A 26,021-nucleotide genomic window follows, 5' to 3' on the forward strand; every position below is an offset into this window, starting at 1 on the left:
CCACTCTTTTGGGATTCATTCTCTAACGCCTCGCCCTCCCGGATCGCTCCTATGTTCTTTTCCTCTCGTTTTGCTTCGTTCGCGCTGATGCTGCTCTGCGGCCTTGGGGTCGCTGCCTGCGACGATCAGGTCGATCCGGTGGAGGAGCCCGGCGATGCGGGTGATGTGCAGCCGGATGTGCCTCTGGAGTGCACCCCGGGTGAGGTGCTCGGTTGCCCCGGTCCCGACAGCGCCTCGCGCGAGATCTGCAATGAAGAGGGCACGGGCACGCTTCTTATGGAATGCGCGGGAACCTCGGTATGTCGGGAGGGCGCGTGTGTAGAGGTGACCTGCCGGCCCAACACGCGCCGCTGCACCTCGGAGTCGCAACCGCAGGTCTGCCGCCCCGACGGTGACGACTACGCCTTTGAAGATGCCGAGAGCTGCGCGGAGGGCACCCGCTGCCAGCAGGGCGTCTGCCTGGATCGCTGCGGTCTGGCCGAGCAGTCCAACAGCTACATCGGTTGCGAATACTGGGCGGTGGAGCTTGAGAACTCCGAGCTTTACCAGACCGAGACGGGCACCATCACCGAAGCTGAGGATGAGCGCGCGCCCTTCGCCGTGGTGCTCGCCAACACCGATCCCAACATCACCGCGCGCATCTCGGTGTGGGCCTCGCCAGATACTCACGCCGAGTTTGTGAGCTCGCGGGAAGTCATTCCCTCCCGGGAGTTCCCGGGAGACGATCGCGTCACCGTCTACTCCGAGGTGGTGGGGGCCGACGGCCAGCGCATCGGCCAGCCCTTGAGCGGTGCGGTTGATGCGGTGGAGCTCCCGCCCAACAGCACGATGACGGTGCTTTTGCCCAACCGCACCATTCCTCGGCGCACCACCTCCATCACACCCTTTGCGTATCGCGTCGTCTCCACAGAGCCGGTGGTCGCCTACCAGTTCAATCCCTTCTGCTGCAATTATAGCTACACCAACGACGCCAGCCTGCTCCTTCCTCGCGGCGCGCTCACCGAGAACTACATGTACCTGGGGCAAACGGTGTGGGCCGGCAACTCCACCGCACGCCTTCCTGTACCCCGGCCGGCCACCCTGAGCGTGGTCGCGCTGGAGGACGACACGGACGTGACCGTGCAGCTGCGTGCGCCGAGCGACTCGGAGAAGACCTTCGACGATCTGATCTTCGCCCCCTCGGATCTCGCGCGCATCAACGGCCCTGATGAGGTCGGTCGCATCACCTTCAGGCTGCAGCCTTTCGAGGTCTTTAACCTGGGCAGCCGGGGCATCCAGCCCGTCGAAGACATCAGTGGCGCGCGCATCACCGCGTCAAAGCCCGTCTCGGTGTTCAGCGGACACAGCTGCACCAACGTGCCCTTTGACCGCTCCGCCTGCGATCATCTCGAGTCCCAGCTTTTCCCGCTGGAGACCTGGGGCACCATCTTCATCGCCTCGCCACTCAAACTTCGTAACCCCGAGCCCCCCTCGGGCTCGCGCGAGGGCACCTACTGGAAGTTTGTGGCCAGCGAGAACAACACGGTGATTCAGACCGGCATCGCGCTCAACCCGCCGGCCGCGTTGCCTCCCGGTGGCGAGGCGGTGCCGAGCTGTGCGTCGTTCTCCGACAATCCGAGTGCGGGTCGTTTTGTGCTCGACGCCGGCGAGAGCTGTGAGTTTGGCACCCGCCACATGTTCCGGGTTCTGGCCAGTGCACCCATTGCCATCGGGGCCTTCTTAAGCGGGCAAAACACCGTCTACGATCAGGTTAACTGGAACGACCGCGCCGGTGATCCGAGCTTCTTCTTGCTTCCGCCGGAAGAGCAGTACCGCACCGATTATTCGTTTCTGGCACCGCCGACCTACTTCCAGAGCTACGCGATGGTGACGATGGCGCCGGGCTTTCCGATCACCCTCAATGGCGAAGAACTCGATCCGATGGACTTCGACGCCGAGCTCATCGAGGACGGCTCGCGCATGCGCGCGCACATCCCGCTGGAGCCGGGGCCCTATACGCTTGAGTCGCTCGTGCCGATGGGGCTTGTGGTCTACGGCTACGATAATTACGTCTCCTACGCCTTCACCGGCGGGTTAAACCTGACCAAACTCAATGTGTTGGACTGAGGCGCATACACCTCGGCCGTGGGGGGGCCTCTCTGTGACGCCGGGGTCACATCTTCGCGCGATGGTGAGGAGGGGCATCATCGGGTTTGACCCCGGGCGCGCTTCGCGATAGACGGCGCTCGCCAGAACCCCCCCGGTGTTTTTCAGGACAGTAGCCGCCATGTATTCCGACGATCCGCAACATTCGACCGCTCCGCCGATCGTCGATGGGCGCTACCGCCTCGACGCCCTGCTCAGTGAGGGAGGTGTCGGCACGATCTGGCGCGCGCAAGACCTGGTGGGCCGCCGACCGGTGGCGCTGAAGTTGCTCAAGCCGGAGGTGGCCACCCTGCCGCACCTTCGCCGACGCTTCTCGCGCGAGGCGCGTGCCGCCAGCCGCCTGATGCATCCCAATGTGGCCGCGGTCCATGATCACGGGGTGGATGCCGACGGGCGGATGTTCATCGCTATGGAGCTTCTGGAGGGCCTGGTCGTCACCGATCTGATCCGCCAGGGGCTTTCCCTCGCGCTGATTCTGGAGCTGGCCGACCAACTTCTGGCGGGTCTTGCCCACGCACACGCCCGCGGGGTGATTCACCGCGATTTGAAGCCATCGAACCTGATGGTGGTCAACGCCTCGATCCCCGACAGCCTGGGAACGCTGAAGTTGGTGGACTTCGGGATCGCGACGGTGCTTACCGACGCCGATCCGCGCGAGACCGCCCACGGGGAAGTGGTGGGCACGCCGCGCTACATGAGCCCGGAGCAGGCCAGCGGAGAGCGCTCGCTCACGCCTCGTACCGACCTCTACAACGTGGGGCTGATCCTCTACGAGCTGATCTGCGGAAGGCCGCCCTTCGGTGAGGAGAAAGGTCTGGCGGTGATGGCGATGCACGTGCATGAGCCTGTACCACCGATGATCGCGCGCCAGGGCCTGCACCTTCCCGTGGCGCTGGAGGCTTTTGTATCGCGGGCGCTGGCGAAGTCACCGGCGCGGCGCTGGCCCTCGGCCGGCGAGATGCGCGTGCAGCTCAAAGCGCTCCAGGTCGAACTCGCCGCCGATGCGCGGATTTTTCTTGTGCCCGACGCTCTGCCTCACGCGAACGCCGGTACCCAGCCCGATCGGCAGCCCACGGTTGAGGAGAGTATCGTGGGGCGGCGTCGCCTCAATCCGGTCCCCCGGGCTCCCGAAGAGGCCGGCGCGGTGCCAGGGCGCGACTCGCTGGCTGCCCGACGCCAGGCCGATCTTCAGGCGCTCAACGCCGGGGTAGCCGGCCTGCAGCAGATTCCTTTTGTGGGCCGCCCCCGCGAGCGGCAACATCTTCAAGAGATCGCCCACTCGGTGCGCAGTGAGCAGCGCGGCCGCATCGTGCTTCTGGAGGGCGAGGCCGGCGTCGGCAAGACGCGTCTGACGATGTGGCTCAAGGAGCAGGTGGAGGAGCAGGGCCAGCTTCATGGCCACATCGGTGCCTTTACCCGCGGCGGTACCGAGGGGCTTCGCGGCCTGCAGGAGGTGCTCGACAGCGTCTTCGGCACCCGCGGGCAGTCTCGCGCCGAGGTGCAGACTCGCGTCGACGCCTGGCTCACCCGGTGGGGCCATGATGACGGCATCGACGCGCGGATCCTGGCCGATTTCATGCGCCCGGCCGGAAGTCAGAGTGCGGTGCGGGAGGCCCCGGTGGCGCCCACCACGCTCTTTGCCACGATCCTGCGCGTGTTGGAGCGGGTGGCCACTCGCCGTCCGCGCTTGATCATCCTCGATGACGTGCACTGGGCGGGCCGGGAGCTGGGCGACTTTTTGGACTTTCTGGCCGTGGAGCTTCGCCACCGCGCGATACCCCTGATGGTCATGGCCACCGTCCGCTCCGAAGACCTCGGAGAGAACCCTGCGCTGGAGCGTCGCCTCACCGCGCTGAGCCGTTACGTGGGAGAGACGGTCGAGCGCATCAATCTGGGGCGCCTCAATGAGGACAGCAGCTATGAGCTGATTCGCCTGGTGTTGCCGGTCGATGAGGCGCTCACTCGCCTGATCTATGAGCGCTCCGGGGGCAACCCCCTGCACCTGGTTCTTCTGCTGCGTTACCTGCGCGACGAGGGGCTGATTCGTCCCGATGGGGAGCGCTGGGCCACGGCCGATGTCGACGCGGTGCGTGAGGCGGTGCCGCCGAGCCTGGGCGATCTTTTTGAGGTTCGCCTCCAGCAGATTGAGGCCCGCTACAACCGTCAGAATAAGCTCGGTGAGCTCCTGCAGCGCGCGGCGATCGCCGGACCTCGATTTACCTACGAGGTGCTGCGCGAGATGATCGAGGGGGAGGCGGATGCCGAGCGTCTGCGCTTCTTTGATGAAGATCTCGATCACCTGCTCAGCGAGGGCATTCTCATCGAGAGCCACGGGCGGCGCGAAGACTGGTACGCCTTTAGTCACGGACTTTTGCGCGACTACTTCCTGCGGCAGATCGGCGGGGCGTTTCGGGCGCGCAGGTTGCATCGGCTGGCCGCAGAGGCCCGCGAGACGGTCTACGGGGAGCGGGCCGGGGCGCACGCCGCCGAGATCGCCTCGCACTGGCATGCCGCCCGTGATCTGGAGCGCGCGCTGACCTGGTACATTCGTGCCGGCCGCACAGCCTCCCGCGCCGCGATGCTTCGCCAGGCGGCGGTGGCCTTCGAGGCCGCGCTCGCCATTATGGACGAGCTCTTGGGGGTGGACGCCGAGCATGGCGAACCCCCGAACTTCGCCCGCCTCAATGCCCGCGCTCAGGAGCTGGGCTGGAGTGGTACCGATTACGTCGATATCTTGATGCGCCTGGGCGATCTTCTGGAAGGTTTCGGTGAGTTCCCCGAGGCCGAGGCCTGCTACCGGCGTGTGGTGCGCCTGGTGGGCTCCTGTACCTCGCCGGTTCCCGACGCGCTCATCGCACTGGCCGGCTCCTGGCTGGGCCTGGGGCATGTCGCCTGGCAGCGCGGTGACTTCGAGGCCGCTCGTTGGGCCTTTAATCGTGTGCGTGACGAGGTCGCCACGCTCCCCGAGCTGGCATCGATGCGCGATAATGCTACGCGCGGACTGGCCCGGGTGGCCTGGCACCGGGCTGATTACCGGCTGGCCGTTGAGCTGGCTACCGAGGCGCTGCACAGCGCCGAGGGCCGTGGCGACGACGCCGGCGTGGCGCAGTCGCTCTGGATTCTGGGCGAAGTCGCCAGAATTCAAGGAGAGGGTGAGGACGCACGCGAGTATTACGGCCGCTCCATGGCGTTGAGCCAGGTCAGCGATCAGCCCTCGGAGGTGGCTCGCAACCTGCTCAGCCTGGCGCAGCTGGCCCGCTTCCAGAAGAACTTCGACCAGGCCGAGGAACTCTACCAGCGCGCCCTGCGTCGCTACGAGGCCCTGGGCGACCGCCGCGGCGCGGGCCAGTGCTACAACGGCCTCGGTGACGTGGCCCGCTTCCGCGACAGCTACGATGCGGCACGGCGTTTCTATGAGCGCGCACTGGCCACCTACCAGAGCATCGGCGCGGAGCTCGATGTGGCGCTCGTCTACACCAACCTGGGGCTCACCTCGATCGCGCTCAACGATTACCCGGCGGCGGAAGACTTCTTATGTGCCGCGCGCGAACGCGTGGCCGATGAGGAGTACCCCTATTTGCAGGCCGGCATCGAGTACAACCTGGCGCTGGTGCGCGCGCTGCGCGGCGAAGACGATGATACCGAGACGCTGCATCGGGTGCTGGAGCTCTCGGCGCGCTTTCCCATCCCCGATCTCGACTACGCTCAGCCGCTGGAGCGTCTTGCCCGGCTGCGAGCCGACGCCGGCCACCCCGACGAGGCCCGCGCGCTCTGGTTGCGTGCACGCGACATCTACCGAGAGCTCGAGCTTGAGGGGGACCTGGCCCGCGTCAACGCCCAGATCGACGAACGCGCCCCGACCGAATGAGGCCGGGACGCGTTTGTGTGTCGTTCTAAGTTGTTGAGATTGTTGCTTTTTATTCGTCGGGGAGCTGGCCGAGGATCCGACGCACCCCGGTGACCGCGCGGTACATCCCGACGTGGCGGTAGACCCCGGGCTGGCCCACGATGGTCAGGAAGAGCGGCTCGCCATCGACCTCAAAGCTCTTCACATGGATGGCGTCGGCTTCAATGCCCGGCACAAAGTGCGGCATCCGCGCCAGAATTCGCTCGCGGTGGCCCTTCTCGGTGCTGCGGCAGAGCAGGGGGGCGTAGGCCGCCAGAATATCGGACTCGGCGCTGTCGCCAGCCTGCGCAATCACCAGCCCGCGGCTGTCGCCCAGGGTGAAGTTGCGCAGCTGCTCGCGCTCAAAGATGTGCTCCAGCTGCAGCGTCAGCGCAGTGATGGTCTGCGTGCTGCGCTTGCGACGGCGTTCCAGGTTGACAGGCAATGCGCTCATGATCCGCTCCTTGGATGGTGCCGCCCGGCGTCTGGCCCTCATCCATGGGGGCGGCTGCGCAACTGATGGCGGCGGTTCCTCGTGATAGCGTTCGCACGGTGACTGGCTCCCGGGCTGCCATCCTTGCAGCCGATGCACGGAACCCATGTCGCAGTCGCTCATCCTTGAGCAACCCGGCCGTCAGGCGCGGGACAACGTCCCTTGCCGCAACTCGCCGTGGAACACCGTCAGGCTACGGTAGCCCCGCCGGGCGTCAAAAAAATTGATGGGTGAGGGCTTTATCTGCACTGGAATGTTCCTTGCAGCGTTGAGGGGGGCGTGCAAATGTTGTCGCTTCGGTGTATGAGACAGCCTTAAGGCCCCTGCGCCGACAAAATCATAACGACCCACCTGAGAGATAGACGATGGCCCCGAACTCCAGAGCGCTCGCCAGCACCACCGCGGCCGCGCTGATCCTCTTCAGCGCTCCGGCTTTCGCCCAGACCGCCGCGACCACCTCCGGGACCGTGGACCAGACGGATCCGGTCGAAGTCAACGAAGCTGAAGAGCTCGCTGCAGAGGTCGATGAGAACATTGATGATGAGCTCGACGATCTTCTCGGCGAAGAAGAAGACGACAAGCCCTGGTCGCTGGGAGCTTCGCTGAGCTTCTCGGTGGGGCAGGGCACGTTTGTGAGCCTGGCCAATGACTCGCAATGGGCCGACCAGGTGGGCGACGGCAGCCGTGCCTACGATCGCGTCAGCATGCGTTTTGGCGTCAGCGGAAGTTATCAGGTTCAGGACTTTAGCTTCTCCGGTAGCCTGGGCTTCAGTCAGGGACTTACGGCCAACAACGGCATGAACGGCTCTTATGAGACGCGCCTGGGCGACCTCGGGCTGAGCGCAGGCTGGAAGGGCTGGAGCTTTGAGTCGACCGGGATCTCGCTTCGCCCCTCGCTCTCGGTGGCCCTTCCGACCGGCCGCACCTCGCGGGTCTCCACGATGTTGCTCTCGACCTCGGTCGGGCTGAGCCTCTCCAAGACCTTCTTCAAGCGTCTGACCCTGGGCGCTTCGCTCGGCGGCTCGCGCACCTTCCACCGCTACACCTCGCCGGTCATGGATATCGATGACGTCGGCGAAGCCAACGCCATCTACCGCTACGACGGCAGTGAGGCCGTTGAGCCGGGGCGCTTCGCCGTCGCTGGCATCAACACGCCCTACTCGCTGAGCACCGGCCTGAGCGCGAGCATGAAGTTTCCGCATAAACTCTCGCTCTCCGTCGGTTACTCGCTGAGCACCGCTTGGTCCTACCGGGTCAATGAAGCCGATGAGTTCAGCTCCCAGTACGAGTGCCGTGGTATTCGATGCGCCGGTCAGGGCGCGTCGGGCTCGGTATCGCTGAGCTACCCGATCACCGACTGGCTCGGTGCCAGCCTGAGCGCGCGCACCTTCGGCGGCCCGCGCACCCCCGATCAGCGCTCGCTGGTCTTCCCCTTCTGGAACTTCAACGGGGCGGCGACCAACCAGAGCTCCATCGGCCTGGGCTTCAACGGCAGCTACTGAGCCTGCGCAGGCTTCGCCCTGGTGAAGGGCGAGGTGCCGCAACACATAAGACCGCCGCCCGGTGTGATGGGGCGGCGGTCTTTTTTTGTGCCCGGGCGAGGCGCATTTTACGGAGCGTTGAGCGCCCAGTCGTAGTCCATAAAGACGACGTCCACCTCCGGGGCGTTCTCATCCTGAAGGCGCGCGCGGATGGCCTCGGAGGTGTAGATCTCCACATAGTCCGCACGTTCGCCGGTGCTCCCCCGGTAGGCGGGGTTTGTGAAGTCGCCGCCGTACCAGTCCATGATTTTGGTCAGGTAGAGCGTGTCGCCCTCAATGCGTGCGAACTTCGTATCGCTCAAGGTGGCGCGGGTGCGGGCGTCGAGCTGGGCATCAATCTCTGCGCCGGTGTAGGCGCTCTCGGCCAGATGCGGACAACTTCGGGCGGCGCAGTTCACCGCAAAATGAATGCGCGGATCTTCATAGAGAGGGCGAATCAGCCCGTGCTCGATCGCATCGAGGCTCAGCATGTAGCCGGCCACCTCGCAGCGGGGCTGGCCCCAGGGATCGTTGATGTCTCGGATGGAATCGATCGGCAGGTTGTCGACGATCAGTCGTAGCGTGCAGGCGTTGTAGGCGTTGATGAGCATCGCCAGCTGCTCATCCTCGTTCAACGCCGTGGCATCGGCCCGGGCCAGAGCGGTGAGGTAGGCGTCGAGGTCGGCGCGCTCTTCGCGGATTCCCTGGTAGTCGACGTGGCCTGCTTCAGCGTTGACATGTTCGCTTAAGAGCGCGTCGAGGGCGCTGTGGTCGAAGCTCTGGTCACCGGAGCGCTGACCTGTACGAAGTTCGTCGACAAGAGGGCTGTCGATGAGCTCAGCGCCAGGAGCGCTGCACGCGCTGATCAGTAAGGCGGCGAGCAGGGCAGGGCGGCGAAAGGACATCTCAACCTCGTGAGGACGGGGGCGACTTCGGCGGCGATGCCAGCAGTTTTAAACGCATCGCGGCTTAAGGCAACGACTCCGGCGGGCGGGGCACCGTGATGTGGAAGAGGTAATCGCGCCAGTGGTCGCGCATATGCGTGAAGTAGGGCGAGTGGCGGGTACCCCAGCGGCGCTCCAGCCGACTCCAGAGGTCGTGGAGCACCGGTTCAAAAAGGTGTTTTCGCTCCAGCAGATGCTCCCAGATGGCCTGCGCGATGGGATAGTATGACCAGTGCCAACGCTCCTCCATATGCGCAAATTGTTGCTCGGAGTGGTCGGGTCCGAAGGGCTGAAAGAAACCGTAGTCGAGCGCCTGACCATCGAGCCAGAGCCAGGCCTCAAAGAGCTGCGCGCCTTCCTCAAAAAGACGCGGATTGAGCCCCAGGATATCGAACTCCGTGCCCCAGTGATGGCGCGAGAGAGCCGGGGCGGCGCTGGCCAGCAGGATCTCCTGCTCGCGCTCATCGGGGCTGAGTTCCTCAAACCAGCAACGCTTATGACGCTCGTTCTCCGGCTTCCAGGTATGACCCGGGGTCAGCCCGCAGCGCCCGGCGGCGCGCTCCGAGATCTTGTTAAAAGAGCGGCCCGTAAAGCGCATCTTTCGGTACCAGATGAAGCTCTGAGAGCCCATATCTCGGTAGTCGGAGCGCAGCAGCGTGCCAAGGATCTGCGCGATGAAGCGCGGGTAGCGTTGCAGGTGTGCGGCCAACTCGGCTTGCGTGGCGAAACGTCCGCCGAAGCTTCCGCGCAGGCTCAGTACGATGCGAAAGCCGTGGTCGGGTTCGGCGCTCGCGAACACCATCGCCTCAATCAGGCAGCGAAGTTGGGTGCTGGCCTCGGTGAGCGCAGCGCGGGGGGGGCGACGCTCGCCAAGGATCCATTGCTCCAGAGCGTCGGGGTGGGTCAAGGAGAGCAGGCGCACCGCCTCGGCCCAGCGCGCCTTACGTTCGGCGAGGTGGGAGGGCTGGTGCAGATCCAGACAACGCTGCGTTGCATGAAGTTCGAGTGCGTTGAGAAGATCATCGGGCTCCCAACCCTCCGCGTTGCTGCGCGCCACCAGCATCTTTGCCCGCGGACTGAGCCCCGACCACGTGGCAAGCTGTAGCGCCTGTCGGCTGACCTCCAGGCCCACCGAGTGCGCCTCGGTTCGGGTTTTGATACGATGCGACTGCCCGTCGTACTCCTGCTGCGAGGCGCTGGCGTCGCGCACAAGAAGGCTGCCGACCAGCAGTAGCATCGCCGCTAGAATCCCCCGCCAACCTTGTCTAAAGTGCGCGCTATTCATCCGGCGTTGCCTAACACAGCGAGCGAAACGTGTCGAATCTTCGAACCCTGATGCTGGCGCTCACCCTGAGTGCCCTGGTGGTGGCGGGTGCCACCGCTCCGGCGCTCGCCCAACATGAGGTGGAAGGCGATGGGGCGCGCGCAGAAGGGGCTTCGGCCGCAGATGCGTCGGCCGAGTCCACAGGCGCGAGTGATGAGAGCGGGGAGCAAGGGACCTCGGGGGGGATCGTGATCGAAGGGGTAGCGCAACCTCGCGGCGTTATTGAGTTACCCGGGCTCGGCGATGATGCGCAGGGTGGCGAGGCGGCTCAGCCTGCGACGCTGGTGATTGAGCGCGGTGGAGCTGGCGTGGGTGGTCGCGACTCTCGGACGATTCGACTTTCCTTTGAACGCAACGGTTCGTCGGTGCTCATTCCGGCAAAAGTAGGGCGCATCGACGTATACTTTGTGCTCGATACCGGCGCGAGCTACACCACGCTGACCTCCGAGGTTGCCCGTCAGGCCCGCATCACCCCCGACGCCAGCTCGCCCACCACGCTGATGCAGACCGCCGGCGGGGTGCGCCAGGCGCACTTCGGGATGATGAGCTCGCTCCAGCTGAATCAAACCACGATGCGCAACGTGACCTACACGCTCTGCGATGCCTGCGGCTTTGGCACCTACCACGATCGCCCGGTGGTGGGCTTGCTGGGGCTCAACGTCTTGCAGCGTTTTGAGATGAATCTGGACTCGGCCGCCGGGGTTGTGGAGCTGACGCCCAACCCGAACTTTCGGGATCAAAGCGTCGATATGCGCCCCTGGCTCACCTATCAGGTCAAGCCTGTGCAGGTGCCCGTGGAACGGCGCCCTGTGCCGCGTCTGGCCGTGGAGGTGCGAAATACCTCGGCGCAACAGGCGGAGCGTGTGGTGGTGGAGTTTCGCTGCCACCTTCAGGATGGCAGTGTGGAGCACGTGCGAACGCCCCCCACCACGGTGCCCGCAAAGTCGGTGGTGGACACCGAGCTTATCCGAAGCGTCCCGGCCTGCCGGGGATGGCAGGCCGACGTGGTGGAAGGCTTCTGGCGCTAAGCGAGCATCGCAGGCTCAGTGGCTGTTGGCCGCAACATCATCGGGCAACGCCACATTGATGGCCTTGGGATACTTCTTGCCGTCATTACCGCCGTACTGAAAATCGACCGGAATCACCTCGCCGGGCACGTAGGCCGGCAGACGTGCCCGCAGGTCGTCGTCGACGACGTTGGCGATATGGAAGAAGAACTTGCGCTCATCGTCGGTCTGAATAAAGCCAAAGCCCTTGTCGGTGAAGTAGGCGATGACTCGGCCCCCGAGGTCCTGACCGATGTCGAGCTCATCGTCGAAGGACATGCGCTGAAGGCGCTCGACGTTCTCTTCCAGATCAAAGAAGTGGAAGGAGCAATCCTCGTTGATGCGAATGCCGATGGCCTTGACCTGGGCGTAGCGACGATCAAAGAGGAAGGAGAGGCAGGCTCCAAAGGCCACAAGCAACCCGCCGGAACTCAGCGAGGTGTCGGCCAGCTCCACGTAGAGGGCTTTGAGCACGATTCCGCGGCGCGCGGCCTGCAGAAAGTCCTGCTGCTCCTCCAGGTTGTCGATCGAACCGGTGACATGCACGCCCAGGTTGACATGGGCGTGGACATCCTCAAATCCGGTGATCATAAAGTCGAGGAGGTAGCGCTGCCGGAAGTTTTCGTCATGATCGACTCTGGCGCCGGCGCGCTCCGAATACTGGCGCAGCGCATCGGCCAGGTCGATGTTGGTCGGGTTGGTGGAGAGCTTGCTGGTCACTTCATCTCCGATCGCCATAGTATCACCTCACAGCAGCGTTCAATGCCTTCGCGCGTCGCGCCGGGGTTCGCGTCATGCCAGATGGCGATGAGCGAGGCGCTCTTAGAGAAGATAAACAGCTCAAAGGCGCTCGCCAGTTGTTTTCGACGGCGGCCGCACAGCGTACACACCTAATAAGAAGGGCGACAAGAAGATCATTCCCCTTTGTCAAGAAGCTGGCGATGACGCCCTGTTTTGAACGCCCCCCGGGCCGGACTCTTCCCGAGACGATCGGAATGCAGCGCGCCAGCCCGACGGTTTAAGGGCCTCGATGGCGCACCGCCGTGCCGGGCCTGGCGCCCGGGCGAGGAGCGGCTCGGCCCCGTGATGTATCTGCTATCAGGACCTCTCTCTATGACAGACCTTCAAGTTCATGATGACGGCACGGGCCACGGGCTGGCAGGGCTGGCCGAGGAGCACCGCGCCTACGTGCGCACCATCGACCAGCGCCTGGCAACGATCTATGGCCTGGGTGGCGTGCCCTTTTTTGGGGTGCTGGTGGCCTTGCCGATCCTCGCCGGGCTCTTTGGCTGGTGGACCTCGGCCGTGCTCTGGATCCCCGGGATCACCCTGGCGCTCCTCGTGCTCTACATCGGTCGAAAGGCGATCTATGAGCGGCGCGATCGGATGCGCGAGCAGGTCGACACCTACGGCGACACCAACGGGGTTTCCATGGCGGGTATCGCCGAGTATTTTCAGGCCGAGGGCGAGTACAGCTTCTTTGTCGCGCTCTATAAAGATACGGGCGCACCCGCGCTGGACGCGGGCGACAGGGCCAGGCCGGGGGCCAGTCTATGAATGGTCTTCGTGATGTGCTGGAGGCGGCCGGGCCGATGCTCTACCCGGTGGTGCTGGTCTCGCTTGTGGGGGCGGCGCTCTTTTTTGAGCGCCTGGTAGCACTGCGCCGGGCGGCGGTCGCGCCGACCGGGCTGGCCGAAGGGGTGCTCAAAGCCGCGCAGGCTGAAGGAGAGGCTGAGGCGCAGCACGCTGCCCGCGCGATCTGCCAGGGCTCATCCAGCGCGGTGGGCGCAGTGCTCGGCGAGGGGTTGCGCTTTGCGGGAAGCTCCCGCGGAGAGATCCGCGAGGTGATGGAAGATCGCGGCCGACGCGAGCTCGCCCACCTCGAGCGTTTCGTGGGAGGCGTTGGCGCACTGGCAACCGTGGCACCCTTGCTGGGGCTGTTGGGAACGGTCACCGGCATGATCCGGGTCTTTCAGGCGGTGGTCGATGAGGCCACCCCGAAAGGCGTTGTCGACCCGACGTTGCTGGCCGGAGGCATCTGGGAGGCGCTGATCACCACGGCGGCCGGCCTGGCCGTGGCGATTCCCCTTTATCTTGGCTACCGCTACCTGCTCGGAAGGGTCGACCGCTGGGCCACCGAGTTGGAAGAGGCCGCCGCCGGTCTTCTCGACGTGCTCGCACCGCCGCCGGGCTCCAGAGCGCGCGGGCCGGGAAGCGATGCGCTTCGCGCATCGGAAGACGCTGCCGAACATGAAGGGACTTCGGCGGAGCGAGGCGCTGAGATTGCCTCCGGTGAGGTCGTATGAGGGTGTGTCTCGTGGCGTTTCGTTATGTTTTTCAGGGGGTTGGCGTTGTGCGCTTGCGCGGCGCGCTGCGTTGCTCGAAGGGCGAGGGGCTCGGGATGAGGAGCGTCGGGGGGACGGAGCGATGAATTTTCGATCTGCCCGAAAAGGTCGCCGCCGCGTGGAGGCGACCCTGGAGCTGACACCGCTGATCGATGTGATCTTCCTGCTGCTCATCTTCTTTGTGATGACCACCGCCCCGCAGAGCTCGCCACTGGAGCGCATCGGTGTTGATCTTCCCCAGGCGGCAAGCGGCGCTGCGCTTGATGAGGCCGAGGCCGAGCGCGTGGTGCTGCGCGTCTCCGCGGAGGGCGCCGTCTTTGAGGAGCGCGACGATGGGGAGCGCGTGGCGGTGGATGCGCCCCTGGCGTTTTTGCAGCAGGTCCACAGTGAGCGTCCCACCGCCACCGTCTGGCTCTTCGGCGATGAAGAGGCCGCCCATGGTTCGGTGATCCGCCTCCTTGATGCGGCGCGTGAGGTCGGCTTCAAGAAGGTACATATGGCGGTGCGACCCGCACACTAAGAAGGGTTTGGGTGACCGTGGGTCAGGTCGAAGTCTGACCCACGGTCACCCTGAGAGCCGCCCCGGGGTCAGGTCCGATCCCGGAGCGGCATGCGTTTATCATGCTGATCTATAAGGGGTATTTGGGAGGGCGGGGTGGGGGTGGACGTCTGTCCGGGCCTTTTCTTGCCGGGCATCGACGCGATGGTAATCTGGGGACCGAGAGCGCGCATGGACGCGCGCCAAGAGCAGAGGTTGCAGGATGCGCCTGGGAGTCATTCTTACATTTGCGGCGGTGGTCTGCGGGCTGGTGTACTTCGTGCTGACCAACCCCTCGGTGGAGCGCCTGGAGGTGCTTCGCGCCGAGCAAGCTCAGCTCCAGGAGCAGAACGAGCGGCTCGCGGAGAAGAACCGCAAGCTGGAGCGCGAGATTGTGGCGCTGCGCGAAGACCCGCGCCTGACCGAGCGCCGGGCACGCGAGCGTGTGGGACTTGCGCGCCCCGATGAGGTGATCTTTCAGTTCGAGGGGCCCGAAGAGACGCAGCGCGTGCAGGTTCGGCTGCGTGTGGATGAGCAAGGCACCGCCGAGCTCGCCGGTCGTCCCGTGGCCGTAGGTGAGCTTGGCGGGGCGTTGCGGGAGCTTCGTCAGGAGATGCCCCATTCGGAGCTGGTGGTGTGGATCTCCGAGGAGGTCGGGCCGCTGCTTCACCAACAAATCATCGACGTGGTCGACGCCTCACCGATGGCACCGGCGAGGATCGAAGAGTAGGTATGCGCGCGCCAGGGCCGGCGTGCTGCTCAAGGCTAAGGAGGCCGACGATGAGCAACCGAACAATGACACGACGACGCCCGAAGAAGGCCGGAGGCCAGGGCTGGGTGGTGGTGAGCGCGCTGTTGCTGGCGGGCTACGCACTGGGCGTGCTCGGGCATGGTGCGCTTTTCGGGGCGCTCAACGCCTTCGGTGTCATCGCCTCACTGGCGCTGGCCGCCGGGCTGTGGTTCGGCGGGAGGCGGGAGGGCGCCGCCGAGCTTGCGACCTGTCTGAGCGGCCTGGCTGCCGTGCTGATGCTCTCGCGTCTGGCCGCCGGGGTAGGGGTGGATCTTTTTGCGCTCGTGGTGCTGACGTTGGCGGCCCTCGCTGCGACGCGCTCCAGCCGCGCGGTGGCGTGGAGCCTGGGGGCCGCGTTGAGCGTCGAGCTGACCAGCGCGCTGATGGGCACCGCCGATCCCCACACGCTCCGACCGGCCCTGGTCGAGGGGTTGGGCGAGGTCAGTCTCATACCCCTTCTGGTACGCACGGCGTTGATGGTCGCCGCCGTTGCGCTCTGCTGGAAGGCCGTCGGTCGCCACACCCAGCGCGGTCGAAAGCGCGTTGAGGTCGAGCTCAGTGAGGCTCGCGAGCAGATGCTCCAGGAGGCCCGCGAGTTTCGTCTGATTCATGCCGGCAGGGGCCAGGACGCCGTCGACCGGCGCCAGGCCGAGGAGCTGATTGTGCGCGGGGCGGTCGACGCGGTGCACCACACCATCTTCGTGACCCTGGAGCTTGTGAAGACCGCGCTCAAAGCCCACACCGTGGTGCTCCTGTGGTTTGACGTGCGCAATGAGCGCCTGCGCATCAAGGAGCTCGTCAGCGAGAGCGACGCGCTGGTCGACGGTGCCATCGACCCGGCCGGTGGTGTGCTCGGCGGGCTGACCCGCCAGCGCGAAACTCTGGCGCTTAAGGCGCTTCGCCCCGGATTCCGCGGGCTTGCCTACTACCGCCATCCTCAGGATGTCACCGAGTTTCTGGGGGTACCGGTCATCGAGAAGGGGCATCTGCGCGGGGTGCTCTGCGTTGATCGTTGTGCTGAGCGGGCCTTTGAGGACGAAGAGATCCGGGTTGTGGAGGACGCCGCATCTTATGTGATGCGCGCGGTTGAGAATGAGCGCGTGGTGGCCACGATTGAACGGGCACGCTTTGAGGTCAGCCGTTTCTTTGAGGCCAGCCGCAAGCTCAACGGGGTTCTCACCCCGGATCAGGTCTACGAGGTCGCTCTGGAGAGCGTGGCCCAGATTGTGGCCTTTGATTTCGCGGCGATCACTCTTTTTGACGAGGAGGAGGATCGCCACCATGTCGCCCGTGTCAGCGGTGAGGGCATGACGAGCCAGGGAGGTTGGGACCAGGTGAGCTTTGCGTCGAACCAGGGCCTTGTGTCGATGGTGGTGAGCAACCGCCACTACCTGCCTTTTGGCGGCCATCTTCGCGATCCGGACGCAGTGGTCTTCGGGCCGGGGCAGTCGGCGCGCGATCTTCGCAGCCTCATCGTGCTGCCGCTCATCGTCCAGGATCAAGCCGTCGGTACGCTGGTGATCGGGCACCGCGAGGCCAACCAGTTTGCCTCGGAGCGACGCGAAATGCTCGAAGTGATCGCCAACCAGGTCGCCGTCACCCTCCAAAACGCACGCCTCTACGAGCGCATGGAGGAGATGGCCAGCATCGACGCCCTCACGCGCCTCCCCAACCGCCGCACCTTCCAGACTCGCCTCAGCGAAGCGATGGCGCGTCACAAGCGCTCGCGTCGCACCTTTGCGGTCGTGCTCACCGACATCGACCACTTCAAGTCGGTCAATGATACCTACGGGCACCCCGTCGGTGACGAGGTTTTGCGCCATGTGGGCCGCGTCTTCCGCGAGGGGCTGCGCGAGGTCGATATGCCCGCGCGCTACGGCGGTGAGGAGTTCGTGCTGGTGCTGGAAGACACCGACATTGAAGGCGCGCGCCAGGTGGCCGACCGTCTGCGCGTGGCGATCAGCAAGCTGAGCTTTGAAACCGATAAGGGGCTTTTGCAGTGCACCATCAGCATGGGCATCGCGATGGGCCCGGCTGATACCGATCATGAGCACGCGCTGGTGGACCTGGCCGATCAGGCCCTCTACCATTCCAAGAAGAACGGTCGAAACCAGGTGACGGTCTACAGCGAGATGATCGCGAAGACGGCAGCGGCGTAAAGCACAGTGACGCGCGCTTTGCGCCCTCAGTCCGATGAGTGTTTCCAGGTTTCGACGTAGGCTTGATTCACCCGCTGTGTTGATGTGGACCTCCCTGACCTGCCGAGGAATCATGAAGAAAAACTTTGTCTTCGACACCAACGTCCTCCTTCACGACCCGCGCGCCATCTTTGGCTTTGAGGACAACACGGTCATCGTCCCGATCTATGTGATCGAAGAGATCGACACCTTTAAGCGCGATATGAGCGAGCTGGGGCGCAACGCGCGGGAGGTCAGCCGCATTCTTGATGACTACCGAAGTCGGGGCGATCTGGCCGAGGGCGTCGCGCTCGATGGCGGCGGTCTTCTCAAGGTCAGCTTCGATCTTCTTCAGGATGACTCCGTCAAGTTTCTGGATACCAACAAAACCGACAACCTCATCTTAAGCGTCGCCCTGGAGGTGCAGCGCCGCGAGCCGGAGGTGCCCTGCATCTTCGTCTCCAAAGACGTGAACCTGCGGGTGCGCGCCAACATCCTGGGCCTGGCCGCCGAGAAGTACGAAGAGCAAGACGTCGTCTCGGTGCAGGAACTCTACAGCGGGTCCAGCGAGCTGGAGGTGCCCAACGACTGGATCGATGCGATTCATGAGCGGGGCGCGCTTGAAGTCAGCGTTGAGGAGCTCGCCGAACACCGCGCCGACTCGACTCGTCGGCGCGGCACACACTTCTACACCAACGAGTACCTCTGGCTTCGCGCCGCCGGGGGTCCGCAGAATACCCTGGGACGCGTCACGGTGAATGCGGAGTCTGGCGAGGTGACGATTCGCCCGCTGAGCAAAGCGCGCGATCATGTCTGGGGCATCCGCCCTCGCAACCGTGAGCAGGCTTTCGCGCTCGATGCGTTGCTCGACGATGACATCAAGGTCGTCACACTCATCGGGAAGGCGGGTACCGGGAAGACGCTTCTGGCGATCGCCGCCGGTCTTCAGAAAGTCACCGAGGAGCGCAGCCACCACAAGCTCCTGGTGAGCCGACCGGTGATCCCAATGGGGCGCGATCTGGGCTATCTTCCGGGGACGGTCGAAGAGAAGCTCGACCCCTGGATGCGCCCGATCTTCGACAACGTTGAATACCTGATGGGCATCAGCCACACCGACCGCCGTTCGGGACGCGGGGCCGATGAGCTCCGCTCGATGGGGATCATCGAGATCGAGCCTCTGACCTACATTCGCGGCCGCTCGCTGCCCAACCTCTACATGATCGTCGACGAGGCTCAGAACCTCACCCCCCACGAAGTAAAAACGATTCTGACGCGGGTGGGTGAGGGGACCAAGATTGTGCTCACCGGCGACCCCTACCAGATTGACAACCCCTATGTGGACAGCGAGTCCAACGGGTTGAGCTACCTGGTTAACCGCTTCAAGGGGCAGTCGCTGGCCGGTACGGTCACCCTCTTTAAGGGCGAGCGCTCCGACCTGGCGGAGATGGCGGCGAATCTTTTGTAAGGATCCTGCTTCGGCGTCAGCGACGTGCTTTTCGGCGTGAAAAAGCCGGCCTTCGGGCCGGCTTTTTTTGTGCCAGCCGGAGCTCTGAACGCGTCGAAGCGAAAGGGGGGAAGAGGGCGTGTGGGGCGGGTTTTATGGGGACGTCGGCGGACCGTGGGTCAGCACACAGGATGACCCACGGTCGACGTTGCGGAGGGGGCGGGACGCGCGACCGCCGGACGGGTTGATGACCGCCCGGGACGTGGCACCAGGGTGGGTTGAAGCCGATGTGCAGGCATAAAAAACGCGCCCCCGAAGGGGCGCGTTTTTTAGCTCAGACCATCAGGCGATGATCAGGGCGCGCGGGTGATGTCGACCTGCAACTCGAAGGTACCGGTCGCGCCGAAGTCCACGCTGTCGACCATGATGAAGTAGGTCTTGTCGCTGTTCGCCTCGAAGGTCAGCGACTCGGTGCCAGCGCCGAAGGTCGCGTCGGAGCCGACCTGACATTCCAGGGTCGCAATCTCAGCGTTCGCGCAGTTGCCGGTGATCCAGAATGCACCGTCAAACTGACTGGTCATCGTGGCGGTCAGCTCGTCACCCACCATCATCGGAACGGCGAAGACAACCTCGCCACCGGCGCCGCGCCAGCCGGTGCAACTCGTACCACTGGCTTCGCTGTAAGGCGTGTAGGTGTTGCTGTAGCCACTCAGCGAGTCGGTGTAGGTGTAGGTGTCGGTCAACACTTCGAAGGGGCGAGAGCAGGTGTCGCCTTCGCGATCCAGGCAGTACGCCTCGACGTTTTCGGGATCCGATTCGTCGAGCGCGCAACCGAAGTCACACTCGATAAGCTCCTGGTTGCCACGCTCGTCGCAGATCTCGATGGTCATGCCAACATCCACGCAGGCCTGGGTGCTGAGCGTGTCGCAGGGGGTGTCGAAGAACTCGAACGACACTTCAAACGCATCGTTGGTGAGGTCGACGCCCTGGGAGTGGTCGAGGATCAAGTAGTAGGTGCCACCTTCTTTTGAGATGTAGTCAATCTCGCTGCCACTACCAACCGCCGAGGCGACGCAGGTCGTGTCAATGTCGCTGGATTCAGCGCAGCTCTCTACAAGGTACATCACCGGATCGCCGTTGGAGGTATCGGCGGCCTGGTAATTCACAACCACACCCTCGGTCGGGTCGAGCTGAATCTGATACACCGCATCGCGACCGCTGGTCGCATCACCATCGTAACAGTCGGCGGCATCGGTGAGCACGTAGTCGCGACCAAAGCGCACGGCACCCGTTTTACCGAAGACGTCGGTAATGGTGGTCGAGGCGTCGATCAGGAGCGAGGAGCTGCACACGTTGTTGGGACTCTGTGGCCCGCCACACTGGGTGCCTGCCGGGTTGCATGCGAAGGGGCAGGGCTGGGAGTCCACAACGCTATCACCGGTCTCCGAGCAGGTCTGGAACGCACCGTTGGCGCAGAAGGTGCTGTTCGGTGCGCAGGCGCCCTGGCGGGTGTTGAGGCTCAGGGTGAAGGCGCCGGTTTCGGTGGCGGTGGTACCGGCGTCGACGACCACGTAGTAGGTGCCAGCTACTTCGGCGAAGAACTCCACGTACTGATTTTCGGCGTCGCCATCGAGCATGCCCACTTCGCAGGCACCACTGATGGTGTCGAGACCGGGGCAGTTGTTCAAGACATAGATGCCAGCGTAGACGTCGGTGGTGAGCGTGGCTTCCAGGATGTCGTTGGCATTGAGTTCCACGGCGAAGACCGCGTCGCGACCGCCGGGAGCGGCGCCTTCAAAGCAGCTGCTCGGGGCGTTGAGCTTGTTGGTGATGTTGGCGAAGTCGCCCTCAAAGCTCGCGCCGGGGGCAAGCGTGATGGCGTCGATGCAGCGGTCACCGCGGGGGGTGCCGCAGGCGCCGTCCACGCAGCCGCCTTCGCAGCCGTAGAAGGTGGGGAAGTCGCCGTTGCAGATGCTCAGGGTGTCGGCGTCGAAGCAACCGAGCACGGAGCCGTTGTCCAGACCTGCACAGACGGGATCTTCGATGGCGACGTCGAGTACGAACTCGCCTTCAGCGTCGCCTTCCTCAACAGCCTGAACGGCGAGGATGAAGGTGTCGGACACGGCGGCGACGTAGGTGAGGGTCTCGGTGCTGGACGCGCCGGCAATATTGGTAGCGCGCTGGCAGTTGAGGTTGGTCTCATCTTCGGAGCCTTCCGGCTGGATGTCGGGGCATCCGCGGGAGATCCACATCGCCATGTCGGCTTCGGCAGCCAGGGTCGCGGTGATGCGCTGACCGGCGACCAGGTCCACCGAGAAGTAACCGGTACCGCCAACCAGGTCGTCCTGGCGGCTGCTGGAGGCGAAGTTGCACTGGTCGCCGTCGAGCGAGCCGCCGGAGCCGTAGCGCACCTGCGCGCCCACACCCAGGTCACTGACGGTGCTGGAGTAGGTCATGCCTTCGGCGGCAAGGTCCACCGCCGCGCTGCAGACGGAGTTGGGGGCTTCGGCACACTGGTCGGCTTCTGCACCGCAGCCGAAGGGGCAGAAGGGAAGCTGAGTGTAGGCGTTACCAAAGGCGTTGCAGACCTCGCGCTGGCCTTCGGCGCACTGGTAGGTGCCGGGCTCGCAGAGCGGCAGGCCGATGGAGAAGTCGAGGGTGGCCGGGTTGTCCAGCGTGCCCACGCCGGTGTCGGCGATGATGGTCAGGGTCACCGGCGCATCGGTATCATTGGTGTAGGCGGCTGCGCGCACGAACTGGTCTTCGCCACGGATGAAGTCGGTGGCGCTGGGCTCCACGCAGCTCTCGACGACGTCGACACATTCTTCGAGCAGGTAGATCGCGCCGTAGTCGACGGCCGAGGTCATCGAGACGGTGAGCTGTTCGCCGGGGGGCACCGTGGCGCTGAACGCGACGTCGGCACCCGAGGTGTTGAAGAGGCGGTTGATCGGTACGCAGGCTGATTCTTCGGAGGGCTGGTAGTAGTTGGAGAACTCGGTCCAGTCGATCTCGAAGGAGTCACCGTCGACGACTTCGTAGGCGTCGGCGCAGCTGTCGGCTTCGGGAAGGATGCAGCGAAGCTCGGTGCCGTCGCAGCCCTCGCGGCAGTTGATGCGGGCTTCCTGGGTGCCGTTGGCGTTGCAGACCACCAGGGTGTCGCCGTCGCAGGAGCGGGTGTCGGCTTCACACACGATGGTGGGGTCGACACAGCTCACGCTCAGGTTGGTGCGGTCGTAGACGCACTCTTCGTTTTCGGAGCACTCCGAGCAGAGATCGGCTTCGGGCTCGCAGCGGTTGGCGACGCAGAGGTTGCCTTCGAGGCAGTCGTTGACCGAGGTGCAGACCTCGGCGTTGACGCACTCGCGGGCGGCGGGGTCACAGACACCGGGCTGGCCAGCGCAGTTGAGAAGGGTGCAGATAAAGGTCTCACTGACGCAGCTGTCGTCGTAGCAGTAACGGCCCGCCGAACAGTCGTTGTCGTCGGAGCAGACGCCGGTTCCGCCACCGTCGGGATTCTCGCCGCACTCCTCGGTGTCGGGGTCACAGTCTACGTCAGGGCCCACATCGGGGTCCTCGCAGCTCTCTCCCTCGCACCCGGTATCGGGCCTGTCTGTGGGTTCATCGCCTGCGCCACAGGCGGTGGTTAAAGAGAACGCTAATGCCAAGCTGATTACCGCGAGGCGGTATCGCCACCAAATTGCCATGGCTTCCATCCTGATGTGGGATTGTCTGAGCGTGTCGTACTTTACGTTAGTTTCGGGGCGCTCGACGCGATGAGGCGCGAGCAAGAATCGAAGTCTGTGCGCCTGATGGTACCTGGGGCGCGGGGATAGGCTCCGAACAATGCGGTCAGAATTGGTTAATCGGGGGTAGACTGTCAAGTTGCTTCCGCCAGGCCTTGTGTTTCGGGGGCGTGAGGGAGCGTCTCGAAGCGCGGAGTAGGCGTTGGCGTGCAGAGGTAAAAGACGCCCGCCGGCCGGTGCCGGGGGCGTCTGGAGGTTTTGGGGGAGTGGTCTGCGGGGCGACTCAGCGCAGCGCTTTTCCGAAGATCTTTTCCTCGACGATGCGGTCTGCGATCACGTCGGTGGGAAGATCTTCAGAGCCGGCGCGGTCGAAGATGGCCAGCATCGTTTCATAGATCTCGGAGGTTTTGGCCAGGGCGCGCTCGCGATCGTAGCCGACGTACTCTTGAGCGACGTTGATGAGGCCGCCGGCGTTAATCGCGTAGTCGGGGGCGTAGAGAATGCCGCGGCGGTGGAGCTCTTCGCCGTGTCGATCTTCCAGGAGCTGGTTGTTCGCCGCACCGGCGACGATCGTGCACTGAAGCCCGGCAAGGGTGGTGTCGTTGATGGCACCGCCCAGGGCGCAGGGGGCGTAGATGTCGCAGTCGACAGCGTGAATGGCGTCGACGCTGACCGCGGTGGCACCCAGCTCGTTGACGCCGCGCTCAACGGCAGCCGGGTTGATGTCGGCGACGGTCAGGGTTGCACCGAGCTCATGAAGTTCGCGGGCCAGGCAAAAGCCCACCGCGCCCAGGCCCTGTACTGCGACGTGCACGCCTTCGAGGGAGTCGCGGCCGAGCTTGAACTTCACCGCCGCCTCAATGCCGCGGCGCACGCCGTAGGCGGTCACCGGAGAGGGGTCACCGGAGCTTCCGGCGTCCGGGTCGTAGCCAAGCACGTGGTCGGTGAAGCGGTGGGCGACGTTGATATCGTTGACGTTCGTGCCGCTGTCTTCGCAGGTGATATAGCGGCCGCCGAGCGAGTCGACAAAACGCCCGAACTCTTCAAAAAGGCGCTCGCGCTGCTCTTCGCTCAGGTGTTTCGGGCGCATGATCACGGCTTTGCCCCCGCCGTGGGGCAGGTTGCTGATGGCCGCCTTGTAGGTCATTCCACGACCCAGGCGCAGCGCGTCGCGGGTGGCTTCGGCGGTGGAGGGGTATTCGATGAAGCGGCATCCCCCGATGGCCGGACCTTGCTTCAGGTTATGAAGCGCCACAATGGCCTGAAGACCGGTGGCAGGGTCGGTTTTGAAAAGAACTTCGCCGAAGTTCAGAGAATTGGCGTATTCGAAAAGGTCCACGAGCTATCTCCTGAGGCGTTAGCGTAGCGAGAAGCGTGCGTTCGACATGAGCCAAGACTCCAGTCTCGACCCCCTGGTTCCGGGGCATTTATAGTGAGGGGGGATGGGGTTAGGCAAGGTCTGTCGTTGACGCGTAGCGTCACGATGAGAGGGGACTTTGGGGTGATGTTGGGCCCGGGTCTGTGGTGCGAGCGAGGCCGGTTCGTGCTATGCGGTGAGCCAGTGTGGATGCTGCATCTGCGGCATGGCGATCAACGTCTTCGGCGAAGCAAAGCCTGAATCCATACCGGCGTTCGGAACGTTGTCCGTGTCACGCTTTGTAGCGCATCCAGCCCCATCAACGTCTGCTCATTGTGGTGTGAAGGGGATTATGCTTGACCGGGGATCGGGGGGTGGGGAAAGTTGTCGCGTTCAATCATCAAAAGTCGCTGGCCAGTCTCAGACGCCGGCGCGCTGCGGGAGCGGGTGGAGATGACGACATCGGTGATCTGCACACAGTGTGGGGCGAGGAACCTGGCGACGCAGGCGGAATGCCGCAGATGTAAGGCGCCGCTTGGCGAGGAGGTTGTGGTCACGGCGACGGTGCGTGGCACGCCGACCTCGACGCTGCTTCAGGAGCGCTGGGCGGTGCTCGGTCTTGTCAGCCAGGCCGAAGGTGTGCGCTGGCAGGCCGGTCATGACGTGGAGCGGGGGCGTCCGGTGATGATCCAACTTCATCCGGGCGACCCGGGCGCGCTGCGTGAGGTGGAGGCACAGGCGCGCTCCTTTGCCGAACTCTCTCACTCGGGTCTTCTTGAGGTCCTGGGGGTGGTCCCCGGTGAGGAAGGCGTCTCAGTGGTGTTGGATTGGCCGCCGGGAGGGCGCCTTGACGAGCTTCTGGCGGCGCGCGAGCGCGTGCCCCTGTGGGTGGCGCTCGCGTTGATGCAGGATCTGCTTGAGGCGTTGCGCGCGATGCACGGTGCGGGCTATCGGCATGGACGGCTCGACGCCTCGCGGGTGCTGGTGCGGGAGCGCATCGACGGACGTCTGGGCGCGGCGCTTAGCGGTGTGTGGCTGGGGCCCAATGCGCCCGAGCTGGCCGAGGACTATCGCGCCCTTGCGCGCATCGTTGTACAGATGCTCGGGGTAACGGAGCAGGGGACTGAGGCTGATCTGGCCGGCCTGCTTCTGCGCGACGTCGGGGGACGAGCGGGGGAGGAGGTTTCCGTCGAGGTCGCCGGGCTTTTGGCCAGGATGTTGGCTCAGGATGCGGCCCATCGCCTGATCAACCCCCGCGAGATTCTGGCGCAGATCGATGCACTTTGTGGCTCGCTTCATGATGAGACGATGTGCGCGGTGGAGGCTGGCCCCTTCCTGCGCGGAAGTCGCGATGATGATCCGGCGGCGCGCCGCGAAGAGCTACCGATGAGCAGCGTGGAACTCTCGGCCTTTTACATCGACCGGGACCCGGTGAGCGCCGCGCAGTTTCATCGTTTCGCCACCGAAACCGGACTTACGCTTGATGAGGAGTGGTATCAGTTTAATGCCCCGCGTGGTGCCGGGGAGTTGCCGGTGGTGCACGTGACCTGGCGTGAGGCCTACGAGTACGCGCACTGGGCCGGCAAGCGACTGCCCACCGAGGCGGAGTGGGAAAAGGCCGCCCGTGGAACGGACGGGCGCACCTACCCCTGGGGGGATGCGCCTCCTAACGCCGGGCTGGCACTCTATGGTGAGAACCCCGCGCCCGGCGTCCCCGGTGAGCGCAGCGCCGGACGCAGCCCCTACGGCGTAGAAGATATGGCGGGTAACGTCTTTGAGTGGGTCGCCGACTGGTACGATGGCACCTACTACAATGAGGCTCCGCCGCGTGATCCGGGCGGCCCCAGGCGCGGCACGCGCAAGGTGCTGCGCGGGGGCTCCTTTGCCCACCCGGAGTTCGCACTTCGCTGCGCGACCCGCGGACGCTATGAGCCGGGGGAGCGTCGCGCGAACCACTCGTTTCGCTGCGTGTGGTCGCTTCGGGATCCGCAGCCCCGTTGAAATGAGGGAGCGTGAGGCTGCGTGCCGGACACACGGTGCGACTCGCCGACGCTCAAAAGGTTGCGAGATTTCAACCTGAAACGCGTTGCCCGGGGAAGCTGATGAGGTCGGTCGGTGGGACCGTGGGGCGGGTTTTCGCGCAAGGCAAGACGACCATGGGGCGGGATTTCGAATGGCGTCGCCATGGCCCTGCGAGGCAAGTCCGGGGCAGTGTGTTCGCGTTAAGTCGTGGGATTTCGCGTGCTTAATGAACCTCGGTGCTCGACAC

At 64.6% G+C, this 26,021-nt stretch carries 17 protein-coding genes; 11 read left to right on the forward strand and 6 right to left on the reverse strand.

Annotated features, from left to right (window positions below):
- Positions 1–51 precede the first annotated feature (51 nt).
- Together EA187_RS13895 and EA187_RS13900 are read left to right on the forward strand one after the other, a co-directional pair.
- On the forward strand, positions 52–2,106 hold the full coding sequence (locus EA187_RS13895; RefSeq protein ID WP_127780654.1) for an IgGFc-binding protein: 2,055 nt from the start codon (positions 52–54) through the stop codon (positions 2,104–2,106).
- A gap of 160 nt (positions 2,107–2,266) precedes the next feature.
- Complete coding sequence (locus tag EA187_RS13900) at positions 2,267–6,013, forward strand: protein kinase domain-containing protein (protein WP_115606960.1); 3,747 nt, start codon at positions 2,267–2,269, stop codon at positions 6,011–6,013.
- Between the two features lie 49 nt (positions 6,014–6,062).
- On the opposite strand, the gene EA187_RS13905 is transcribed toward EA187_RS13900, so the two are convergent.
- Positions 6,063–6,485, reverse strand: coding sequence for a hypothetical protein (locus EA187_RS13905; protein ID WP_115606958.1), 423 nt, complete (start codon positions 6,483–6,485; stop codon positions 6,063–6,065).
- A gap of 404 nt (positions 6,486–6,889) precedes the next feature.
- Here EA187_RS13905 and EA187_RS13910 point away from each other — a divergent pair, with 404 nt between their 5' ends.
- Positions 6,890–8,026: a hypothetical protein gene (locus tag EA187_RS13910; RefSeq protein WP_127780655.1), complete on the forward strand. Its 1,137-nt coding sequence runs from the start codon at positions 6,890–6,892 to the stop codon at positions 8,024–8,026.
- A 107-nt stretch (positions 8,027–8,133) separates the two neighbouring features.
- On the opposite strand, the gene EA187_RS13915 is transcribed toward EA187_RS13910, so the two are convergent.
- Both EA187_RS13915 and EA187_RS13920 read right to left on the reverse strand, forming a co-directional pair.
- Complete coding sequence (locus tag EA187_RS13915) at positions 8,134–8,949, reverse strand: DUF547 domain-containing protein (protein ID WP_127780656.1); 816 nt, start codon at positions 8,947–8,949, stop codon at positions 8,134–8,136.
- A gap of 64 nt (positions 8,950–9,013) precedes the next feature.
- Positions 9,014–10,225 (reverse strand): D-alanyl-D-alanine carboxypeptidase family protein, encoded by a 1,212-nt coding sequence (locus tag EA187_RS13920; protein WP_164856277.1) that lies wholly within the window; start codon positions 10,223–10,225, stop codon positions 9,014–9,016.
- A 77-nt stretch (positions 10,226–10,302) separates the two neighbouring features.
- Here EA187_RS13920 and EA187_RS13925 point away from each other — a divergent pair, with 77 nt between their 5' ends.
- Positions 10,303–11,340, forward strand: coding sequence for a retropepsin-like aspartic protease family protein (locus EA187_RS13925; RefSeq protein WP_127780658.1), 1,038 nt, complete (start codon positions 10,303–10,305; stop codon positions 11,338–11,340).
- A gap of 15 nt (positions 11,341–11,355) precedes the next feature.
- Here the strand turns inward: EA187_RS13925 and EA187_RS13930 are convergent, their stop codons facing one another.
- On the reverse strand, positions 11,356–12,096 hold the full coding sequence (locus EA187_RS13930) for a cold-shock protein (protein WP_115606949.1): 741 nt from the start codon (positions 12,094–12,096) through the stop codon (positions 11,356–11,358).
- Between the two features lie 375 nt (positions 12,097–12,471).
- Between EA187_RS13930 and EA187_RS13935 the strand changes: the two genes are divergently transcribed.
- From EA187_RS13935 to EA187_RS13960, 6 genes are all read left to right on the forward strand, one after another.
- The gene (locus EA187_RS13935; protein ID WP_127780659.1) at positions 12,472–12,915 is read left to right on the forward strand and encodes a hypothetical protein; all 444 of its coding nucleotides are present in this window, start codon (positions 12,472–12,474) and stop codon (positions 12,913–12,915) included.
- The gene (locus EA187_RS13940) at positions 12,912–13,664 is read left to right on the forward strand and encodes a MotA/TolQ/ExbB proton channel family protein (protein ID WP_115606945.1); all 753 of its coding nucleotides are present in this window, start codon (positions 12,912–12,914) and stop codon (positions 13,662–13,664) included. The genes EA187_RS13935 and EA187_RS13940 overlap by 4 nt, the downstream gene beginning before the upstream one ends.
- A gap of 121 nt (positions 13,665–13,785) precedes the next feature.
- Positions 13,786–14,223, forward strand: a complete 438-nt coding sequence (locus EA187_RS13945; protein ID WP_164856278.1) for an ExbD/TolR family protein — start codon at positions 13,786–13,788, stop codon at positions 14,221–14,223.
- A gap of 241 nt (positions 14,224–14,464) precedes the next feature.
- Entirely contained in the window at positions 14,465–14,971 is a 507-nt protein-coding gene (locus EA187_RS13950; protein WP_127780661.1) for a septum formation initiator family protein, read from the forward strand.
- A 50-nt stretch (positions 14,972–15,021) separates the two neighbouring features.
- Positions 15,022–17,190 carry a diguanylate cyclase gene (locus tag EA187_RS13955; protein WP_164856279.1) on the forward strand — a complete coding sequence of 723 codons (2,169 nt, stop codon included), beginning with the start codon at positions 15,022–15,024 and terminating at the stop codon, positions 17,188–17,190.
- A gap of 112 nt (positions 17,191–17,302) precedes the next feature.
- Positions 17,303–18,673: a PhoH family protein gene (locus tag EA187_RS13960; protein ID WP_127780663.1), complete on the forward strand. Its 1,371-nt coding sequence runs from the start codon at positions 17,303–17,305 to the stop codon at positions 18,671–18,673.
- Between the two features lie 332 nt (positions 18,674–19,005).
- Here the strand turns inward: EA187_RS13960 and EA187_RS13965 are convergent, their stop codons facing one another.
- Both EA187_RS13965 and EA187_RS13970 read right to left on the reverse strand, forming a co-directional pair.
- Entirely contained in the window at positions 19,006–22,215 is a 3,210-nt protein-coding gene (locus EA187_RS13965; RefSeq protein WP_127780664.1) for a dickkopf-related protein, read from the reverse strand.
- Between the two features lie 463 nt (positions 22,216–22,678).
- A complete protein-coding gene (locus tag EA187_RS13970) occupies positions 22,679–23,734 on the reverse strand; it encodes a Leu/Phe/Val dehydrogenase (protein WP_127780665.1) in 1,056 nt (351 codons plus the stop codon).
- Between the two features lie 402 nt (positions 23,735–24,136).
- On the opposite strand from EA187_RS13970, the gene EA187_RS13975 reads away from it, so the two are divergent.
- A complete protein-coding gene (locus EA187_RS13975) occupies positions 24,137–25,753 on the forward strand; it encodes an SUMF1/EgtB/PvdO family nonheme iron enzyme (protein WP_127780666.1) in 1,617 nt (538 codons plus the stop codon).
- The last annotated feature ends 268 nt before the right edge of the window (positions 25,754–26,021 follow it).

Origin of the sequence: Lujinxingia sediminis (assembly GCF_004005565.1) — a bacterium.
In the GTDB taxonomy this organism is placed as follows: Bacteria; Myxococcota_A; Bradymonadia; order Bradymonadales; family Bradymonadaceae; genus Lujinxingia; species Lujinxingia sediminis.

Coding starts and splice junctions, on each gene's coding strand:
- EA187_RS13930 (WP_115606949.1), bottom strand. CDS start 12,096: ATGGCGATCGGAGATGAAGTGACCAGCAAGCTCTCCACCAACCCGACC.
- EA187_RS13935 (WP_127780659.1), top strand. CDS start 12,472: ATGACAGACCTTCAAGTTCATGATGACGGCACGGGCCACGGGCTGGCA.
- EA187_RS13955 (WP_164856279.1), top strand. CDS start 15,022: ATGAGCAACCGAACAATGACACGACGACGCCCGAAGAAGGCCGGAGGC.
- EA187_RS13940 (WP_115606945.1), top strand. CDS start 12,912: ATGAATGGTCTTCGTGATGTGCTGGAGGCGGCCGGGCCGATGCTCTAC.
- EA187_RS13950 (WP_127780661.1), top strand. CDS start 14,465: ATGCGCCTGGGAGTCATTCTTACATTTGCGGCGGTGGTCTGCGGGCTG.
- EA187_RS13960 (WP_127780663.1), top strand. CDS start 17,303: ATGAAGAAAAACTTTGTCTTCGACACCAACGTCCTCCTTCACGACCCG.
- EA187_RS13905 (WP_115606958.1), bottom strand. CDS start 6,485: ATGAGCGCATTGCCTGTCAACCTGGAACGCCGTCGCAAGCGCAGCACG.
- EA187_RS13900 (WP_115606960.1), top strand. CDS start 2,267: ATGTATTCCGACGATCCGCAACATTCGACCGCTCCGCCGATCGTCGAT.
- EA187_RS13915 (WP_127780656.1), bottom strand. CDS start 8,949: ATGTCCTTTCGCCGCCCTGCCCTGCTCGCCGCCTTACTGATCAGCGCG.
- EA187_RS13945 (WP_164856278.1), top strand. CDS start 13,786: ATGAATTTTCGATCTGCCCGAAAAGGTCGCCGCCGCGTGGAGGCGACC.
- EA187_RS13895 (WP_127780654.1), top strand. CDS start 52: ATGTTCTTTTCCTCTCGTTTTGCTTCGTTCGCGCTGATGCTGCTCTGC.
- EA187_RS13910 (WP_127780655.1), top strand. CDS start 6,890: ATGGCCCCGAACTCCAGAGCGCTCGCCAGCACCACCGCGGCCGCGCTG.
- EA187_RS13920 (WP_164856277.1), bottom strand. CDS start 10,225: ATGCTACTGCTGGTCGGCAGCCTTCTTGTGCGCGACGCCAGCGCCTCG.